The following is a 17,461-nucleotide window of genomic DNA, read 5'->3' as shown; positions in this document are numbered from 1 at the left end:
GATAGAACCGATCCACCGACAGCACCTCTTGGCCTCCGGCGGCAGTCAGGCCCGCACCTGCTCCAAGAGTTTTTTTGGCTTGTGCAGCCCCGATAGCGCTCTGGCAAGCCCACGCTTCACCTCTTCAGCCCGTTGTTTGACAGATCCCAAGGTCGTCTTGAATTCAACGTGATGTCAGGGGATAGTTTATCTGAAACTGATAGGTGTGAACTCTCTACAGAAGGCGTTGACAGCCAGGGATAGGCCTCTATAATGCGCAATCGCTTCACGCGGGAGTAGCTCAGTTGGTAGAGCGATACCTTGCCAAGGTATAGGTCGAGAGTTCGAGACTCTTCTCCCGCTCCACATCTTCTGCAAAGCCCGATGGGAGCTTTGCGGATTCACCGGCAAAACGAATAACAGCCGAAGACCCTATCGTGAGATAGGTGCGGCGCGATAGCAAAGCGGTTATGCACCGGATTGCAAATCCGTGTAGGTGGGTTCGACTCCCGCTCGCGCCTCCATAAATCACGCGTCTGGCAACTCGCTGAAACACTTCGGCCCAGGTGAAGTGAGACTGGGCTGAACTTGGCGAGATTTGCAGGGTTTTCGCCTGCGTCTGCAGGAGGTCCGGCCAGCAGCGTTTCGTCGCCGATCGCTGGCAGCAGCATGTTCTCCTGGAAGGATAACTCTGATGTGGAGTCTGAAGGATTTTCTTGCTGACCCATTTCTGATCAACATCGTTGACGTCGGGGCGGCGCTCAATGAAACGCCTCCTTATCAGCAACTTGTCGATGCGGGGTGGGCGCGGATCATGGGCTTTGAGCCGAATGTCGCGGAGTGTGAGCGGCTCAACAAAAACTTTGGCCACCCTCACCGATTTTTCCCCTATTTCATTGGTGATGGTAAACAGTCGGTTTTTCATGAAACCAATTGGACTCTGACGGGTTCTCTCTTTTCACCAAACTCACCATTGCTTGAGCGATTTCAGAATCTGTCTGAAGTGGTCACCCCGATAGCGAGACATGTCGTGGATACACATCGACTGGACGACATTGCGGAGGTGGACGACGTCGACTTCTTCAAGATCGACGTCCAGGGCGGAGAGTTGGCCGTATTCCAGAATGCCGAACGTCTTCTTGCCGGGGCGTTGGTCATACAGACGGAAGTGGAGTTCCTTGAACTCTATGAAAACCAGCCGCTTTTCGCCGATGTCGATCGTTTCCTGCGTCAGAACGGCTTCCAGTTCCACACCTTTAATGGGTTCGGCATGCGCGCCTTCAAGCCGCTGATCGCCAATGATGACCTCAATCAGGGATTTCGCCAGTTTCTCTGGTCCGATGCCATCTATGTCCGCGACTGGATGAGGCTGGACGCGTTACCGGCGTTGAAGTTGCAAAAATACGCAATGCTCGCCCATGATCTACTGGGATCTTACGATCTGGCGCATCTGATCCTGAGCGCTCTGGACAAGCAAACGGGTGGCAGCGTCGCATCGGCCTATCTCGAACGCTTGCTTGCCAATTAGGGCACGACGCTGGTTCCTGCTTCGGTATCTTTCATCTTTTTGGGGGTGTCAAACAGCGGTACAATTGCCATTCAACCCTCGGATCATTAAGGATTTGGCATGGCTCAGCAGCAAGACTCTTCACGGGCGATTCTGATCATTACCATCATCGTTGCCGTCGTTCTGATCGTCATCATCTGGCCGCTTTCCATGATCGGCAAAGGTCGCGTCACGGCGGGCGCTGGTGATGAGCCGGAAGGCCGTATTCAGCCGGTGGCGAAGCTGGAGTTGGCGAAAGCCACTACGCCGAAGAGCGACGGCAAGCCGCGTGACGGTGCCACTGTCTATCACTCGGTGTGCATGGCCTGCCACGCCAGCGGCGCAGCCGGCGCGCCGAAAGCGGGCGACAAGGCGGCCTGGGCAGCACGGATTGGCGCTGGTACGGCAGCGATGGTCACGAGTGCCATCAACGGCAAGAATGCAATGCCGGCCAGGGGCGGCAATCCCGACTTGAGCGACGCCGAGGTCAAGGCGGCAGTCGAGCACCTGCTCGGTCTCGCCAAGTAGAGTCAGGCTGTCCGCCACAGCAAGCCGGCGTACGACAGCCAATCTATTTTCCCTTGTTCAGCATCGCCTTGAGCGCTGAAAAGCGTTCGGCGCTGGCCGTCTTGTCCGGCGCAGTTTCGCTCTTGCCACCCGAGAAGCGCAGGTCATCGCTGCCCATTTCAGCGATGAATCGCGATGCCTGACAGGGAATCACTTCCTGGCCCTGCTGGCGCTTCTCGGCATAGCTCAAGTGCAGTGATCGCTGGGCGCGTGTGATCCCTACGTACATCAGGCGGCGCTCTTCTTCGGTGCGGTTTTCGGCCTCGGCATCGCGGTGCGGCAGGACGCCTTCCTCGATACCGATCAGGAAAACGTGTTTGAACTCCAGCCCCTTGGCAGCGTGCAGGGTCGACAGCCGCACGGCATCGACGTCGGCGTCCTGTTCGTCGAGCCTGTTGATCAGTGCGATGGTTTGGGCGAGATCCAGCAGCGTTTTCTGGTCTTCATCGCCCTTTCTACTCAACCAGTCGGAAAACTCCTGGACGTTGCCCCATTTGATCTGAGCCGTGCGCGCATCATCCTGATCGTACAACCAGGCTTCGTAATCAATCGCGCTGAGCAGAGCGGTGATCACCTGTCCCGCCGGCTGGCATCCGGAACGTGCTTGCAGGCGCTTGATGAATTCGCAGAATTCGAGCAGGGGCGCCATCTGGCGTGCCTGAACGCGCGGCACGAAACCTTGTTCGAAAGCGGCGGCAAAGAGTGAAATCCGGCGTTCGCCGGCGTAGCCGCCGAGCGCCTGCAGGGTGCTGCTGCCGACACCACGCCGGGGGGTGCTGACGGCGCGGAGGAAGGCCGGATCGTCGTCCTGGTTGGCAAGCAGGCGCAGATAGGAAGTGATGTCCTTGATCTCGGCTTTGTCGAAAAAGGACTGACCACCCGACAAGAGGTAGGGAATGCGCTGCTGGCGCAGGAATTTCTCGACGGCACGGGCCTGGAAGTTGCCACGGTAGAGGATCGCATAATCGCGGAATGCGCCCTGATGCTGAAAGCGGTGCGCCTGCAGCTTCATGACCACCGACTCGGCCTCCTTTTCCTTGTCCTGGCAGACGTTGACAGTGATCGGATCGCCGTGACCCAGTTCCGACCACAGCTTCTTGTCGAACAGTTTTTCATTGTGCGAGATCAGAGCGTTGGCCACCTTGAGGATGCGTACCGTCGAGCGGTAGTTCTGTTCGAGCTTGATCAGCTTGAGATTCGGGTAGTCGCGCGGGAGCCCCCGCAGATTGGCGACGTCGGCGCCACGCCAGCCGTAGATCGCCTGATCGTCGTCGCCGACCGCTGTAAATGCAGCGCGTGCCCCGGCCAGCAGCCTGAGCAATTGGTATTGGCTGGCGTTGGTATCCTGGTATTCATCGATCAGCAGATAACGCAGGCGGTTTTGCCACTTGTCGCGCACGGCCGGATGACTCTCGAAGAGCGCCACGGGGAGCGCGATCAGGTCGTCGAAATCGACGGCCTGGTACGCCCGCAGGGTTGCCGAATAGCTCGCGAAAGCGTTCGCGGCGAGAATTTCGCTCTCGTCCCGGGCTTTCCTGCGCGCCTGATCGGGTGAGACCAGCGTGTTTTTCCAGTTCGAGATCAGCGACTGCAGCTTGCGAATGGCCACCTTGTCGGTGCTGCCGGCGAGATCCGAAACGATGCCGAAGCAGTCGGCCGCATCGAGGATCGAAAAGCTCGGTTTGTAGCCGAGAACGCCCGCCTCTTCGCGCAGGATGCGCACCCCGAGAGCATGGAAGGTCGATATCGTCAGCCCCCGCGATGGCTTGCCGACGAGCAGTTTGCTAACCCGTTCCTGCATCTCCCGCGCTGCCTTGTTGGTGAAAGTGATCGCGGCGATGTTGCCCGGGTTGAAGCCGCAGGACTCGATCAGGTAGACGATCTTTTCGGTGATCACGCGCGTCTTTCCCGATCCGGCCCCGGCCAGAACCAGCAGCGGACCGTCGAGGTAGCGGATGGCCTCGCGTTGCGGGAGGTTGAGGACAAGGGTTGCGGACATCGCGGAAGGGAGCTGGAGCGGGGGGCGATTCTAGCACACGCCGGTTGCGGCGACTCGTTTGCCGTCCTGCCGATTTGCCATTCCAAGGGGCATGCCTGTAGAATCGCGCCGGCTTCCGAACTACCGCCGGCAGCATCCGATAGGGTCTGGAAAGCCAGTTAAATGGGCAGTCAGGGCTTTCCCAGGCTGCATTCGAAATGAATATCAAGGGGGTAGTGCATGGCTGAGCAAAAGCTGGGTAATCCGGCTGTGGTAGGTCTGGCTGGTTTTGGCCTGACAACAATGGTGTTGCAGTTTCATAACGTGGGATGGATGGGTTTGGGTCCGGTCGTCTGGCTGGGGCTGATTTTTGGGGGACTGGCGCAGATGATCGCCGGACTGCAGGAGATGAAGACCGGCAACAACTTCGGCTATTGCGCCTTTACCGGTTATGGTTGTTTCTGGATCGCGCTGGTGCTGCTCCTGATCGGCAACCATTACAACATCTACACCTCCAGCAAGACCGACGTCGGTTGGTTCCTGGTCGCCTGGACACTATTCACGGTGATCCTGTGGATCGGTTCAATGCGTGTCAGCAGCGCGCTGGCACTGACCTTCACCCTGTTGCTGGTCGGTTTCATTCTGCTTGACCTGGCGCACTTCGGTTATCCCGACCTGACCGTTGTAGCCGGCTATGAACTGATGGTGACCGCAGCGATGGCGTGGTACATCATGGCGCATATCATTTATGCCGATCTGTTTGGCCGTGACGTCCTCCCGGTCGGCAAGCCCTGGATCAATTGAGGCTTGTGGACCCGGTATCCGGGTCCGATCGGTTGACCACTAACGGTCATGACTTTTCCAGGCACTTCCGATCATGAAAGTCATGACCGTTTCCCTCTCCCCGACCCCGCCCACGGCCCGCGCTGCATCGCGGGTCGGCTACGGCAGCGCGGAGCGGTGCTCCGCAAAACCTCGCCTTCGCCCCTCGCAAAGGGGAGGGGAGATTGGTGAGTCGCTGATGCGACTTCCACATTAAGGGGAACGTTCCACCAAGAGGAACGTTTCATATTCTGAACAGAAGGAGAAGCGTATGATGAAATTTGCAAAAACAGTTGGATTGATGGCGTTGCTGGCCTGTGGTGTTGCCCATGCCGCGGCACCGACCGAAGCCGATGTGGCCAATGCCGAAGAGACGGTCAGCAAGGTGCGCGCAGCCGCCCGCTTCCTGCATGACAAGGGTTCGTCAGCCTATGCCGATTTCAACCAGAAAGACGGCAAATGGGTGTGGAAGGACAGCTACGTGTTCGTCTACGATTGCCGCAAGGACAGGATGATCGCACATCCCATGCGCCCCGACCTGGTCGGCAAACCGATCCTCCAGATTACCGACAACGCCGGCAAGTACATCTTCAAGGAACTCTGCAAGGCCGGCAACGAATCGCGTGGTGGCTGGGTAGAGTACAGTTGGCCGAAACCCGGCGCCGGACGCCTGTCTCGCAAGATCTCCTATGCCACGACCGCAGATGTCTCGTTCGCCACTGGAATTCAGGTCAGTGCCGGCATCTACGATGAGGGAATCCCCCTTCCGGAACTTGCCAAGGTCCTTGAAAGAATGTCCGACCCCTCAAAGTATCCGGCCATGTAAGCGTTTCAGCAGCAGAGCCCCAGGCGAACGAGGTCTCTGCTGTCGCCACTCTTCCGTTCAGCTTCGTTGCCGATAGGGCCTCGTGTCTGCTGTATGCCAGGGAGAACCCTGTGTGCTCTGACAGTTCACCTCGAGTGGCACAGCGCAGCATGGGAATTGCCGCCAAAAAATGCGGCCCAGGTGTCCATTCGAACATCCGGGCCGCAGGTTGACGACTACTCAAGCAGAGGTGTTGATGTGAGTCCCGACGGTTTGGCCATTCAGATTGACCGTTGGAGCCGGTTCTTTGATGGCGCCGCCGCCATCGTCCGCATCCCCATCGTTCCTGACATCGCGCCCTGCCTGTTGGGCCTCGGCAGCTTCGGCCTGCGCCTTGACTGCCGGACTATACGACAAATTGCTGTTACTGGAACCAATCGAACTGACAGACATAGGCTATCTCCGGTGAGGCAAAACTGGTGCGGAATGCACCATTGATGATAACGGCAAAATTCGAAGATTCTTGAGTTTTTCCAGCAAAGTCTGGGCGGTGGAAGCCGATGACACTATCGGCACAGTCCTTGGCACCGCGATCGCCAAATGCCGGGAACGCAGACTATGCCACGACATCGAAAGGAGTGTTGCATGGACAGTTTTGCCCTACTTGCGGCGATGATCGGCCTGCTCGTCGGCGTGCTGATGGTCTGGCTGGCCACCCGCAAGCGAACATCCGGAGCCGACGATCAAGGCCAGGCAGAGCGTGCAGTCGAACTCGCCACTGCCAAAGAACGGCTACGTGCCCTCGATGCCGAGCGCCTGCAGCTCATCAGGGCGCACCAAGAGTTGAAGGCACAGACCGTCGAGTTGCGGGATACCCTCGATGACGCGTGCAATGAGCGTGCCCAGCTCAGTGAGCGTGCCTTGCGCGTGCCGATGCTTGAACACAAGCTCGCCGAAGTCGAACGGGTCCTCGCGGAAACGCACCGGCAGGCGGCCGACCTGCGCGAGGACTCCGGCCGTGTCAATGCAGAACTCAGGGCCGAACGTGCGACCGTCGGTTCGCTCCGCAGCGAATTGCAGAGCGAAAAGGCGCAGCGGGCGGCAGCCGAGCTGCGCGCCAATCGCCTTGACAGCGAACTTGCCGAGCTGACGACTCGCCTCGACGTCGAGCGCAGTCAGGGCGAAGAAAAGCTCAACCTGCTCCTGCAGGCCAGGGAAGTTCTTGCCAACCAGTTCAAGAGTCTGGCCAACGACATCCTTGAAGAAAAGGCCAAACGCTTTACCGAGCAGAACCAGGCCAACATCGGCCAGTTGCTGGAGCCGCTGAAAACAAAATTGCAGGAGTTCCAGGGCAAAGTCGAAGAGGTTTATGTCCAGGAAGGCAAGGACCGCACCGCACTTGCCGAGCAGGTTCGGCATCTGATGGCCCTCAATCACTCGCTGAGTCAGGACGCCAGGAACCTGACGCGGGCGCTCAAGGGCTCGGGCAAGGCACAGGGCAACTGGGGAGAACTGGTGCTCGAGCGCGTCCTCGAAGCTTCCGGCCTGCGCAAGGGGGAGGAATATGAAGTCCAGGAGAGCCATCACCGCGCAGACGGCACGCGCGCACAGCCCGACGTCGTCCTGCATCTGCCCGAGGACCGCCATCTCGTGGTGGATGCCAAGGCGTCGCTGACGGCCTATGAAGACTACGCTTCAGCCGAGGACGAGGGCGATCGTCAGGCCGCCATCAAACGCCACCTCGATTCCGTTCGCACGCACATCAAAGGCCTCTCGGACAGGAATTACCAACTGCTTTACGGCCTGAAATCGCTCGACTTCGTATTGATGTTCATCCCCATCGAACCCGCTTTCATGCTGGCCGTCACGCATGATCGCGAGCTGTTCATGGATGCCTGGCGGAGAAACGTGCTGCTGGTCAGCCCTTCGACGCTGTTGTTCGTCGTGCGCACCGTTGCACACCTCTGGCGGCAGGAAGCGCAAAGCCGCAATGCTCAGGAGATCGCCAAGCGCGGCGCGGAGCTTTACGACAAGCTGGTTGGTTTCGTGGTTGATCTGGAGTCGCTTGGCAACCGTCTGAAGCAGGCGCAAAGAGATTATGACGAGGCGCACGGCAAACTCACCGGTGGACGTGGCAACCTGATCCGCCAGGCGGAAATGCTCAAACAGTTGGGTGTCAAGCCGAGCAAGGCGTTGCCGACGGCGCTGGTCGAAATCGCCGGGGAGGGGACCGGGGAAGCGGTAGCGGTGGCCATCCCGAAAGCCTAAACTTCAGGTAAACTTCAGTACAAGGGTATGGTCCTTACAAACCACCCAAACGGTTCACACCAAGGATGCAAATGCCCAACTTCCACCCCATTTCCACCGACCGCTACGCCAACAAGCGCTGGCGACGTGTTACGGGTTATTCTTTCGCTGCCCATGAGGCGATCATTCCACTGACGGCAGGTGAATTTCCGCGTGCGCTGTTGAGTCTGCCCATTGCCTTTGTCGAACAGAAGGAGGCCTTCATTCCTGTGGCTGTTCTGGGTGTGGCAACAGGCAGGAATCTGTTTGTCGCACCCGACGGTAGTTGGGTGGGAAAGTATATTCCCGCTGCCATTCGTAGCTATCCTTTTTGCCTTGCCAACAGGAGTGAAGGTCAGCAGGTGCTGTGCATCGACGAAGATTCAGGACTCATTGTCGATGGCAGCGAGGGAGAACCCTTTTTCGATGAGGCAGGCAGACCCTCGTCGGTGATTCGGGATGTCCTCAATTTTCTGACCCAGATCGAGAACAGTCGGCAGGTCACCGTCAACGCCTGTGCGGTACTGAAAAGACACGCCCTGATCAAAGCCTGGCCGATTACTGTCAAGACCAGGGCTGGCGACCAGCCGGTTGGCGGACTCTTTCAGATTGACGAAGCCGTCCTTAACCAGTTGTCGGCTGAAGCCCTTCGGGAAGTCGCCCAAGCCGGTGCCTTGGTCATTGCGTATTGCCAATTGCTGTCGATGCAGCAGTTGCCTGTTCTCGGCGAGTTGGCTGAAGCCCATGCCAGCGCGGCCTCTCATGCTGCAGCGCATACGCCGGCTGCTGCTGCCAGCCAGGAACTGACTCTGGACTACTTGAACAAAAACGAGACGCTCAGTTTTAGCGGGCTTCGTTAATGTGCAAGGTGCGTCGCAGCGACGCACGAATTTCCTCTTCCCACGCGTCGGGGCGAAGCGGGCTTTCGTGGTGCATTGCGCCGCGCCGCCGAGGCCGATCAGCCGCGCGGATGGTGTTGGGCGTGCAGGATCTTAAGCCGTTCGCGAGCGACATGGGTGTAGATCTGCGTCGTCGAGATGTCCGCATGGCCCAGCAGCAGTTGCACGACGCGCAGGTCGGCCCCATGATTGAGCAGATGCGTGGCAAAGGCGTGCCGCAGTACGTGCGGTGACAGGCGGGCAGGGTCCATTCCGGCTTGCAGGGCGTAGCGCTTGATCAACTGCCAGAAAGCCTGCCGGGTCATCGCCGAGCCGCGCCCGGTTACGAACACCTCGTCGCTCTGGCGTCCTGCGAGCAGCGCCGGTCGGCCGTCGCCCAGATAGCAGCGCAGCCAGTCGCACGCCTGTTCACCCAGCGGTACCAGGCGCTCCTTGCCGCCCTTGCCGAAAACACGCAGCACGCCCATGTCGAGATGGAGTTCGTGCACCTTGAGGCCGACCAGTTCGCTGACGCGCAGGCCGGTGGCGTAGAGCGTTTCGAGCATCGCCCGATCACGCTGCCCGAGCGTCGTGTCGAGCCGGGGGGCAGCGAGCAGGCGCTCGACCTGGACTTCGGAGAGCACTTTCGGCAGCCGCGAGGATTGCACCGGCATGGCGATCTTCCGCGTCGGATCATGGCTGCGCTGGCCCTGCGCCACCTGGTACCGGTAGAAGCGGCGCAGCGTCGACAGGTAACGTGCCTGCGAGGAAGCGCGCAGGGTTTGCGACAGCATCGCGATGAAACGCATCAGGATCGCTTCGTCAACGTCGCACAGGCTGCCGAGTTGCTGCTCCGCCAGCCAGATCGTCAGTTGCAGCAGGTCGCTGCGATAGCTGTCGAGCGAGGCTCTGGCCAGACCGTCTTCCAGCCAGAGCGTGTCGCAGAAGCGATCGATCTCGGCAAGGTCGCCAGGATCGGCCTCAGCAGCCTTCATGTGCCAGCAGCCAGCGCTTCACATCGAGCAGAAAACCGTCGTTCTGATGAGCAAAGCCGCCCAATCTGCCGCCCGTCGCCAGTACCCGGTGGCAGGGAACGACCACCGGGTAGGGGTTGGCGGCGCAGGCCTGACCGACCGCCCGCGGCGCGCTGTGCAGCGTCCGGGCGATCTCGCCATAGCTGCGCGTCTGGTGTGTCGGAATGGCTGCGATCTGCTGCCAGACGCGGCGCTGAAAAGGCGTACCCGCGGCGCGCAAGGGCAAGACGAAAGGGGATTCGGCGTCCGCCAGGTAGGCGTACAACTGGCGCGCCACTTCCTCAGCGAGTGGATTCCGAGGGGCCATTTCGTCAGTTGGCGGAAGAAAGGCGATGCGATGAATTTCTAGCTCGTCGCCACACACCCCGAGGCTGAACACCGCCGCGCGGATGACCGCCTGGAAGGCCGGTTCGGCCGGATCGACCCGAGGGCGCATCGCAGTGTCCTGGATCGGACCTCAGGAGGCCTTGCCGAGCAGCGCCTGCTTCAGGTCATCCTGGACCGGCTTGTTGCCAAGCCAGATTTTCAGCAGCGCCTTATAGAAATCGTCGCCGGCGAGGTCTTTGCCTTTGACCTGACCATTGACGGTGAGTCGTGTGCCCGTCTCCGGCAGCCAGTCGATGAACACGCTGGTACCGGTCTTGGGTTCTCCCGCGGCCAGCAGGGTATCAGAAAACTGCTTCAGGCGATCCTTGAGGTTTGCCATTTCAACTTCCGAATGGTTGTTGGCGACGCCTTCCTGCAGTGCTTCGACGAACTGCTGTGCCGAGAGGTCGCGCAGCAGACTGATCGAAATCCGCTTGCCACCCTTGGCGGCCAGCACCGCCGCTGCGTCGCCGCTTTTCTCCGGCAGATAGAGGGCCATCGCATAGACCTTGAAAACGGCCTTCTTGCGCAGGCCGGCGCCATTGACCACCAGTTCACCGGGACCGAGGCGCGTCTTGTCATCGAATTTGACCCCGGCAACTTCAACAGCAGTGGCAAGGTTGAAAAACAGGGCGGTCACTGCCGCCACCAGCAAATGTTTCATGACGTATCTCCTTTGGGTGACATGCTCTGACGGGTCTGGCCAAGCCCACCGCGGTGTCCGCCCGCTGCCGCAGTGCAGTAAGGGGATAGTTTATCTAAAATTGATAGGAATGAAGGGTTGACAACACCCAAGGCAAAAACTCATACTTTGAGCGTAACCCTCGGATCATCAGGGTTTCATCGGCCTTCCCTTCGGTCGGTGCCATGAGCCTCCTGTTCACGGACGCCACCCGCCGAAAACGGGAGCGCGCAGTTCCGGAAAGGGATCGCCGACACCTTCTTCACCGGCGTCGCACCTTGAACCCGCCAGGGGGAGAACAAATCATGAACGACCGCACAGGCCTGCGGCGACCGCGGGGTGCCACGCTTCGTTTGGTTTTCCTCAGCGCAGCCATCTTGCCACTGACGGTCGGTGCTGCGACCTGCACGGTCGGTAGCGGCGTCAGCATCATTGGCAACGAATATTTCGCCATTGCGGCGTTGACGGATGGCTCGTACGAGTACCGGGGGTCGAGCCTTCGTTGCTCAGGGGGAGTGCCGGTTTCGCTGATTGACACGCCTTTTTACGGGACGCCCGACACGGTGTTGGTGCGGGGCACGAATGCCACGCGTCTCTTTCGCAACCGTTGTGGATCCCTGGGCCTGGTCGCCGATGACCGCTTCAGGGGCACGATCAACGATGGGGTGGCCACCGTCGATTTCTCGCTGGCAGCGCACCCGCTGAGCGCCACCTATACCGACGAATTCGTGAAAGGGATCGCTCCCGGCGAAGACTTCCCCATCCCTTGCGGCTGCACCGGTGGGCTGGCCAAGCTACCCGGTTCCGCGATCTGCACACCACCACCGCCGGTCAAGACGCCCGACCTGTGCCTCGCCAACCCGATCCTCCCCGGCCAGGGCTGCAAAGTCCAGCGCGAAACCGACTACCGCTTCGGCGGCGCCTCGCTCTTGACCTTCGAGCGCGACTACCACAGCCAGAGCCCCTACCATGCCCAGAGTGCTGCCCAACGCAGCCTGGGCAGCCGTTGGCGGCACAACCACGACGTCCTGCTCAACCCCGCCGCCGGCACCAACCTCGTCCTCCTGCTGCGTGGCGACGGCCAGATCCTGCACTTCCATCCCCAGCCCGGCAGCACCACCGACTGGGTCAGCGACGCCGACATCGTCGGCCAACTGCAAAAGACCGCCAGCGGCTGGACCTACCGCGACAGCGACGACGCCGTCGAAACCTTCGACCTCGCCGGCCGGCGCCTCAGCCGCGTCGAACGCGGCGGCCTCTCGCTCACCTACCGCTACGTTCCCGGCAGCGACCGGCTCGCCGAGATCCAGGACCCCTTCGGCCGCCGCCTCAGCTTCACCTACAACGCCCAGAATCTCCTGACCGAAGTCACCCTCCCCAGCGCTGAAAAAATCACCTACACCTACGCCGACGGCAACCTCGCCAGCGTCACCTATCCCGACACCCACACGCGCCATTACCGCTACACCCACCTCACCGTCGGCGGGCACGTCGAGCCCGCGCTGCTCACCGGCCTCACCGACGAAAACGCCACCCCCTACGCCAGCTGGACCTACGACTCCAGCGCGCTCGCCGCGAGCAGCGAACACGCCGGCGGCGTCGACCGCCACACGGTCGTCTATCAGAAAGACGCCGCCGGCAAGATCACCGGCAGCACCGTCACGAACCCCCTCGGCGCCGTCACCCAGTACACCTTCCAGAACCTCCTCGGCACCAACCGCGTCTCGACGATCAGCCAGCCCCTGGTTCCCGGGCTCACCCGCCGCTTCACCTACGACCCCAACGGCAACTTGGCGAGCCAGACCGACTTCAACGGCCACCTCAGCACCTACACCCACGACAGCCGCAACCTCGAAGTTCAACGCATCGAAGCCTCCGGCACCCCCGACGCCCGCACCGTCCGCACCGACTGGCACGCCAGCTACCGCCTGCCGCTGCGCCTCGCCGAACCCCTCAAGCGCACCACCTTCACCTACGACCCCGCCGGCAACCTCCTCACGCGCAGCGAACAAGCCACCCCCGACGCCAACGGCAGCCAGGGCTTCGCCGCCCCCCTGGTCGGCACCCCGCGCACCTGGACCTGGACCTACAACAGCGTCGGCCAGGTCCTCACCGCCGACGGCCCGCGCACCGACGTCGCCGACCTGACCACTTTCACCTACCACGACGCCGCCGACCTCGATCCCGGCAAACGCGGCTAGCTCGCCAGCGTCACCAACGCCCTCGGCCACCGTAGCGACTTCACCGCCTACGACCTGAACGGCCGGCTGCTCACCCTGATCGACCCGAACGGCCTCGTCACCACCTTCACCTACGACCCGCGCGGCCGCCTCACCGGCCAGACCGTCGGCGACGAACACACCGCTTACACCACCGACCCGGCTGGCCAGCTCACCCGCCTCACGCTACCCGACGGCAGCTTCCTCGCCTACACCTACGACCCCGCCCACCGCCTCACGCAGATCGCCGACGCCCTCGGCAACACCCTCACCTTTACCCTCGACGCCGCCGGCAACCGCGTCCAGGAAGACTGGCGCGACCCCGCCCACGTCCTCAGCCAGACCCGCCAGCGCGTCCATGACGCCTTGAGCCGCCTCACCCGCGAACTTGGCGCGCTCGACCAGCTCCAGGCCGACTACGCCTACGACCCGCAAGGCAACCTCACCACCCTCACCACCCCGCACGGTGCCGGCACCCGCAGCACCACGCAGGCCTTCGACGCCCTCAACCGCCTGATCCGCGTCACCGACCCCGCCAGCGGCCTCACCCAGTACGCCTACGACGGACAGCACCGCCTCCTCCGCGTCACCGACCCGAGAAACCTCGCCACGCGCTACACCATCGACGGCCTGGGCAACACCAGCGGCCTCGACTCCCCCGACAGCGGCGCCAGCAGCCAGACCTTCGACGCCGCCGGCAACGAACGGACGCACACCGACGCCAAAGGCCAGACCACCCACCGGCAATACGACGCGCTCAACCGCCTCACCCGCGTCACCTACGCCGATGATCGCCGCGACCTCTTCATCTGGGACCAGGGCGCCACGGGCCAGGGACGCCTCACCCGCCTCGAACAACGCGACGCCGCCGACGCCCTGCTCACCGCCATCGACCGCCAATACGACGGGCACGGACGCCTGACACAGGAAACCCGCCAGATCGCCGGCGTTTCCTTCGTCACCCAATACCGCTACCGCCAAGGACGCCTCGTCGGCCTCACCACGCCGAGCGGCAAACAGATCGACTACACCCTCGACGCCCAGGGACGAATCCGCGACGTCCAGCTCACCGTCGCCGGCGACGTCAAGACGCTGGCCAGCGCCATCACCTACCACCCCGCCGGCGGGCTCAAACAGCTCACCAACGGCGCCGGACAACTCCTCGCCTGGGGCCAGGACGCCGATGGCCGGCCGGCCCGCTACACCCTCGGCAAAGAGACCTGGCAGATCGCCTACGACAGCGCCTCGCGCCTCGCCAGCCAGACCAACCTCAGCCTACGGCTACGACCCCCTCGACCGGCTGACCCAGGCCGTCCTGCCCAGCGTCACCCACGGCTACGACTACGACCCCACCGGCAACCGCCTGAGCCAGACCAGTGGCGCCGCCAGCCGCAGCACCACCATCAGCCCGACCAGCCACCGCCTGACGGCGATCACCGGCAGCCACGCCAAAGCCTACACCTACGACGCCAACGGCAGCCCCACCGCCGACGGTGCCGGCCAGACCTTCACCTACGACGCGCGCGGCCGCCTGACCGGCGTCACCACCATCTACCGCCTCGACCCGCTCGGCCAGCGCCTCCGCAAGACCGGCGCCGAAGACACCCTCTACCACTACGACCAGGCAGGCCGGCTGATCAGCGAAACCGCGCCCGACGGCACCCCCCGCCAAAACTACGTCTGGCTCGGCGAGCAGCCGCTGGCGATCATTCAATAGGGCAGGGGGAGAACGATCATGCCCAGCCTTCGCCAACCCCGGCGGCACCTCGCCACCTTCCTGCTGCTCGTCCTGAGCGGCCTGATCAGCCTGGCCCAGGCCGCCCCGACGGTGAGTCTCAGCGCGCCGACCGCCGGTAGCTACCTCGCCCCGGTGAGCCTCACCGTCAGCGCCACCGCCACCGCCCGTGCCGGCACGACGCTGACCCAGGTCGAGTTCCTCGACGGCGCCAGCGTCCTCGCCACGCTCACCGCCAGTCCCTACACCTTCACCTGGAACAACGTTCCAGCCGGCAGTCACCGCCTCACCGCCCGGGCCACCGACCGCGGCGGCGGCGTCACCACCAGCGCCGCGCGGACGATCACCGTGAACAGCGGCAACACGCCGCCGAGCGTGACGGGGTATGGTCCGACCGGCGGCGTTTATGCGCTGCCGATTCGCCTGGCGTGGAAACTCGCGGCGAATGGGGGGGAAGTCAATACGCCGATCACCCGGGTCGACCTGTATGATGGCGACACGATGATTGGCAGCAACCATGCCTCTTTCAACACGCTCACCTGGACGCCGACGGCGGCCGGCAACTACACCCTCAGCGTCACGGTCACCGACAGCGCCGGCGGCGTGATCACTCGCTCGCTGGGAAATTTCACCATCACCGCCAGCAATACGCCGCCGACGGTCAGCCTGACCGCACCGGCCGATGGCGCCGTCTATTCCCTGCCGGTGACCATCTCCGTGAGTGCAACCGCTGACGGCGTCGAGGTCAACACGCCGATCACACGGGTCGATTTCTATCAGGGAACGACCCTGATCGGTGGCAGCACGGCCCGTCCCTACACCCTCTTCTGGACGCCGACGACGGCCGGCAGTTACCCCCTGACCGCCCAAGCGACCGACAGCGCTGGCGGCGTGACGACCAGCCCGGCCCGCACGGTGACAGTACAGGCAGCCAACCAGGCACCGAACGTCAGCCTGACCAGCCCGCTCGCCAACCAGAGCTTCACGGCACCGGCAACCGTCACGCTCAGCGCGACGGCCAGCGACCCCGACGGCAGTATCGCCCAGGTCGAGTTCTTCCAGGGAACGACGCGGATTGGCAGCGCGACGGAGGCGCCCTACAGTGTCGTCTGGAACGCCGTGCCGGCCGGGAGTTATAGCCTCACGGCCAAGGCGACCGACTACCTCGGCGCGACGCGCAGCAGCCCGGCCGTAGCGATCACAGTCACTGGTAGCGGGCCGACCATCCTCTACCTGCACGGCGATCACCTCGGCACGCCGCGGGTGGCGACCAACGAAGCCAACGTCGTCGTCTGGCGCAACCTGCCGACCGGTGAGCCGTTCGGGATGGCATTGCCGGAAGAGGACCCGGATGGCGACGGACGGGCGACGGTGATCAACCTGCGCTTCCCGGGGCAGTACTTCGATCGGGAAACCGGGCTGCACTACAACTACTTCAGGGATTATGACCCCGGCGTCGGGAGGTATGTGCAGAGTGATTCGATTGGGTTGGCGGGGGGGTTGAACCCCTATGCCTATGTCGATGGCAACCCGATCAGCTTTTCGGACCCGAATGGGTTGAGGAAAATTATTCTTCTTAAGCCAAACGACTCGAACTACAGGGCCGCTGTTAATGCACCCGACATCCCAGGAATCTGCTTGGTAATTGCTCATGGAAATAGCCAAGCGGTAAGCGGGAACAATGCAGCACAGTTGAACAGACTGCTACAGGATCTAGGGTGCACTCCCAAGGAGCCGGTAGTTCTCGATGCTTGCAGAACCGGCCAGGGTGATAACTCAATTGCTGAGCAGCTAGCCAAGCAAAGGGATGGCATTGTAGTAGCGCCAGATGAACGCACGTGGACCACTCCTTGGGGAACCGACCTTCAGCACCCCTATCCGCCCTTGGGAGAAGGCTTTCCGTTAAATCGCTTTCCTAATGTCACTGCCCCTGGTGGATGGCACACTTTCACACACGAAGGACGCGTGAGGAATTAGATTGAGATGCAGCTATATATCAAGCTTCTCGCCTGTCTTTTGTCATCAGTTCTTCTGTCAGCTTGCGACAAAGCGAATGACGATTCATCCACGACATTTACCTTGCATTCGGGAGTATCGATCGAAGAAGTGGCTAAGTGCAATCCAGATTCAGCGAACGAATCGATAGCGGTCGAGAGTAGCAGTCCTGGTCGTTACCTCATTGTGGCAACAACCTATTTGCCGTGTGATTCAGAGTTTGAACGACCTTGGCTTACGCAGGAAAAGTACGGGCATGTCACCTTGGTTCTTAATACGAAGAGACGGGGTATCGGATTCGATTCAAGCTGCGATTGCCTGCGGACAATCAAGGCAAGAATTGATGGCCGCATCAGAGCCGGGCAGACACTGTACGTGGTTAGTGATAATGAGGTATTGGGCCACCAGATACTGCCTATCAACAAGACGCAGTGAACATGATCTCGGGCGGACCTTCCCGGAGGCCTTCCAGTAAGCCATTGATTTGATGTAAAACATCAGAAAATCGCCAAAGATGTAGGCATGTAACTATAATAATTGTGTTTGACAAACAATGCTATATGTGCTTT

Annotated in this window: 16 protein-coding genes and 2 tRNA genes; 12 read left to right on the top strand and 6 right to left on the bottom strand. The window is 61.5% G+C overall.

Features of this window, described 5'->3' with window-relative positions; translation table 11 throughout:
• The first annotated feature begins 269 nt into the window (after nucleotides 1-269).
• The 4 genes from V5B39_RS03910 (at nucleotide 270) to V5B39_RS03895 (ending at nucleotide 2,053) form a co-directional block, all read left to right on the top strand.
• A tRNA-Gly gene (locus V5B39_RS03910) sits at nucleotides 270-345 on the top strand.
• Nucleotides 346-429: 84 nt separating this feature from the next.
• Nucleotides 430-503: transfer RNA gene (locus tag V5B39_RS03905), tRNA-Cys, on the top strand.
• A 170-nt stretch (nucleotides 504-673) separates the two neighbouring features.
• The gene (locus V5B39_RS03900) at nucleotides 674-1,507 is read left to right on the top strand and encodes an FkbM family methyltransferase (protein ID WP_332341619.1); all 834 of its coding nucleotides are present in this window, start codon (nucleotides 674-676) and stop codon (nucleotides 1,505-1,507) included.
• Between the two features lie 99 nt (nucleotides 1,508-1,606).
• On the top strand, nucleotides 1,607-2,053 hold the full coding sequence (locus V5B39_RS03895; RefSeq protein WP_332341618.1) for a c-type cytochrome: 447 nt from the start codon (nucleotides 1,607-1,609) through the stop codon (nucleotides 2,051-2,053).
• Between the two features lie 43 nt (nucleotides 2,054-2,096).
• Here V5B39_RS03895 and V5B39_RS03890 read toward each other — a convergent pair whose 3' ends face one another.
• Entirely contained in the window at nucleotides 2,097-4,091 is a 1,995-nt protein-coding gene (locus tag V5B39_RS03890; RefSeq protein WP_332341617.1) for a UvrD-helicase domain-containing protein, read from the bottom strand.
• 219 nt (nucleotides 4,092-4,310) lie between these two features.
• Here V5B39_RS03890 and V5B39_RS03885 point away from each other — a divergent pair, with 219 nt between their 5' ends.
• Complete coding sequence (locus tag V5B39_RS03885) at nucleotides 4,311-4,874, top strand: acetate uptake transporter (protein WP_332341616.1); 564 nt, start codon at nucleotides 4,311-4,313, stop codon at nucleotides 4,872-4,874.
• 292 nt (nucleotides 4,875-5,166) lie between these two features.
• Nucleotides 5,167-5,718 carry a cache domain-containing protein gene (locus V5B39_RS03880; RefSeq protein WP_332341615.1) on the top strand — a complete coding sequence of 184 codons (552 nt, stop codon included), beginning with the start codon at nucleotides 5,167-5,169 and terminating at the stop codon, nucleotides 5,716-5,718.
• A gap of 219 nt (nucleotides 5,719-5,937) precedes the next feature.
• On the opposite strand, the gene V5B39_RS03875 is transcribed toward V5B39_RS03880, so the two are convergent.
• Nucleotides 5,938-6,150 carry a hypothetical protein gene (locus tag V5B39_RS03875; protein ID WP_332341614.1) on the bottom strand — a complete coding sequence of 71 codons (213 nt, stop codon included), beginning with the start codon at nucleotides 6,148-6,150 and terminating at the stop codon, nucleotides 5,938-5,940.
• Between the two features lie 192 nt (nucleotides 6,151-6,342).
• Here V5B39_RS03875 and rmuC point away from each other — a divergent pair, with 192 nt between their 5' ends.
• Together rmuC and V5B39_RS03865 are read left to right on the top strand one after the other, a co-directional pair.
• On the top strand, nucleotides 6,343-7,965 hold the full coding sequence (gene rmuC / locus V5B39_RS03870; protein ID WP_332341613.1) for a DNA recombination protein RmuC: 1,623 nt from the start codon (nucleotides 6,343-6,345) through the stop codon (nucleotides 7,963-7,965).
• A 71-nt stretch (nucleotides 7,966-8,036) separates the two neighbouring features.
• A complete protein-coding gene (locus V5B39_RS03865) occupies nucleotides 8,037-8,843 on the top strand; it encodes a SapC family protein (protein ID WP_332341612.1) in 807 nt (268 codons plus the stop codon).
• A gap of 98 nt (nucleotides 8,844-8,941) precedes the next feature.
• Here the strand turns inward: V5B39_RS03865 and xerD are convergent, their stop codons facing one another.
• Genes xerD through V5B39_RS03850 form a run of 3 tightly spaced genes read right to left on the bottom strand, consistent with a single transcriptional unit; the run spans nucleotide 8,942 to nucleotide 10,925 of the window.
• Nucleotides 8,942-9,856 (bottom strand): site-specific tyrosine recombinase XerD, encoded by a 915-nt coding sequence (gene xerD / locus V5B39_RS03860; protein WP_332341611.1) that lies wholly within the window; start codon nucleotides 9,854-9,856, stop codon nucleotides 8,942-8,944.
• Complete coding sequence (locus V5B39_RS03855; RefSeq protein ID WP_332341610.1) at nucleotides 9,843-10,331, bottom strand: methylated-DNA--[protein]-cysteine S-methyltransferase; 489 nt, start codon at nucleotides 10,329-10,331, stop codon at nucleotides 9,843-9,845. Before V5B39_RS03855 ends, xerD begins: the two co-directional genes overlap by 14 nt.
• Before the next feature lie 21 nt (nucleotides 10,332-10,352).
• Nucleotides 10,353-10,925, bottom strand: a complete 573-nt coding sequence (locus tag V5B39_RS03850) for a chalcone isomerase family protein (RefSeq protein ID WP_332341609.1) — start codon at nucleotides 10,923-10,925, stop codon at nucleotides 10,353-10,355.
• Nucleotides 10,926-11,248: 323 nt separating this feature from the next.
• On the opposite strand from V5B39_RS03850, the gene V5B39_RS03845 reads away from it, so the two are divergent.
• The gene (locus V5B39_RS03845) at nucleotides 11,249-13,144 is read left to right on the top strand and encodes a DUF6531 domain-containing protein (RefSeq protein ID WP_332341608.1); all 1,896 of its coding nucleotides are present in this window, start codon (nucleotides 11,249-11,251) and stop codon (nucleotides 13,142-13,144) included.
• Nucleotides 13,145-13,348: 204 nt separating this feature from the next.
• On the opposite strand, the gene V5B39_RS03840 is transcribed toward V5B39_RS03845, so the two are convergent.
• Nucleotides 13,349-14,320: a hypothetical protein gene (locus V5B39_RS03840; RefSeq protein WP_332341607.1), complete on the bottom strand. Its 972-nt coding sequence runs from the start codon at nucleotides 14,318-14,320 to the stop codon at nucleotides 13,349-13,351.
• Between the two features lie 25 nt (nucleotides 14,321-14,345).
• Between V5B39_RS03840 and V5B39_RS03835 the strand changes: the two genes are divergently transcribed.
• From V5B39_RS03835 to V5B39_RS03825, 3 genes are read left to right on the top strand one after another with little or no spacing between them, the layout of a single operon-like run.
• A complete protein-coding gene (locus tag V5B39_RS03835; RefSeq protein WP_332341606.1) occupies nucleotides 14,346-14,879 on the top strand; it encodes a hypothetical protein in 534 nt (177 codons plus the stop codon).
• A gap of 18 nt (nucleotides 14,880-14,897) precedes the next feature.
• Nucleotides 14,898-16,874, top strand: a complete 1,977-nt coding sequence (locus tag V5B39_RS03830) for an Ig-like domain-containing protein (protein WP_332341605.1) — start codon at nucleotides 14,898-14,900, stop codon at nucleotides 16,872-16,874.
• Nucleotides 16,875-16,880: 6 nt separating this feature from the next.
• Nucleotides 16,881-17,327 (top strand): hypothetical protein, encoded by a 447-nt coding sequence (locus V5B39_RS03825; protein WP_332341604.1) that lies wholly within the window; start codon nucleotides 16,881-16,883, stop codon nucleotides 17,325-17,327.
• Nucleotides 17,328-17,461: the final 134 nt, after the last annotated feature.

This window comes from Accumulibacter sp. (assembly GCF_036625275.1).
Classification (GTDB): domain Bacteria; phylum Pseudomonadota; class Gammaproteobacteria; order Burkholderiales; family Rhodocyclaceae; genus Accumulibacter.
Note: the sequence above shows the minus strand (reverse complement) of the source record. Positions and strands in the feature narration are given on the sequence as shown.

What these genes read in the sequence shown, in the direction of transcription:
- V5B39_RS03900 (WP_332341619.1), top strand. Translation starts at nt 674, where the DNA reads ATGTGGAGTCTGAAGGATTTTCTTGCTGACCCATTTCTGATCAACATC.
- V5B39_RS03895 (WP_332341618.1), top strand. Translation starts at nt 1,607, where the DNA reads ATGGCTCAGCAGCAAGACTCTTCACGGGCGATTCTGATCATTACCATC.
- V5B39_RS03890 (WP_332341617.1), bottom strand. Translation starts at nt 4,091, where the DNA reads ATGTCCGCAACCCTTGTCCTCAACCTCCCGCAACGCGAGGCCATCCGC.
- V5B39_RS03885 (WP_332341616.1), top strand. Translation starts at nt 4,311, where the DNA reads ATGGCTGAGCAAAAGCTGGGTAATCCGGCTGTGGTAGGTCTGGCTGGT.
- V5B39_RS03880 (WP_332341615.1), top strand. Translation starts at nt 5,167, where the DNA reads ATGAAATTTGCAAAAACAGTTGGATTGATGGCGTTGCTGGCCTGTGGT.
- V5B39_RS03875 (WP_332341614.1), bottom strand. Translation starts at nt 6,150, where the DNA reads ATGTCTGTCAGTTCGATTGGTTCCAGTAACAGCAATTTGTCGTATAGT.
- rmuC (WP_332341613.1), top strand. Translation starts at nt 6,343, where the DNA reads ATGGACAGTTTTGCCCTACTTGCGGCGATGATCGGCCTGCTCGTCGGC.
- V5B39_RS03865 (WP_332341612.1), top strand. Translation starts at nt 8,037, where the DNA reads ATGCCCAACTTCCACCCCATTTCCACCGACCGCTACGCCAACAAGCGC.
- xerD (WP_332341611.1), bottom strand. Translation starts at nt 9,856, where the DNA reads ATGAAGGCTGCTGAGGCCGATCCTGGCGACCTTGCCGAGATCGATCGC.
- V5B39_RS03855 (WP_332341610.1), bottom strand. Translation starts at nt 10,331, where the DNA reads ATGCGCCCTCGGGTCGATCCGGCCGAACCGGCCTTCCAGGCGGTCATC.
- V5B39_RS03850 (WP_332341609.1), bottom strand. Translation starts at nt 10,925, where the DNA reads ATGAAACATTTGCTGGTGGCGGCAGTGACCGCCCTGTTTTTCAACCTT.
- V5B39_RS03845 (WP_332341608.1), top strand. Translation starts at nt 11,249, where the DNA reads ATGAACGACCGCACAGGCCTGCGGCGACCGCGGGGTGCCACGCTTCGT.
- V5B39_RS03835 (WP_332341606.1), top strand. Translation starts at nt 14,346, where the DNA reads ATGGCCGGCCGGCCCGCTACACCCTCGGCAAAGAGACCTGGCAGATCG.
- V5B39_RS03830 (WP_332341605.1), top strand. Translation starts at nt 14,898, where the DNA reads ATGCCCAGCCTTCGCCAACCCCGGCGGCACCTCGCCACCTTCCTGCTG.
- V5B39_RS03825 (WP_332341604.1), top strand. Translation starts at nt 16,881, where the DNA reads ATGCAGCTATATATCAAGCTTCTCGCCTGTCTTTTGTCATCAGTTCTT.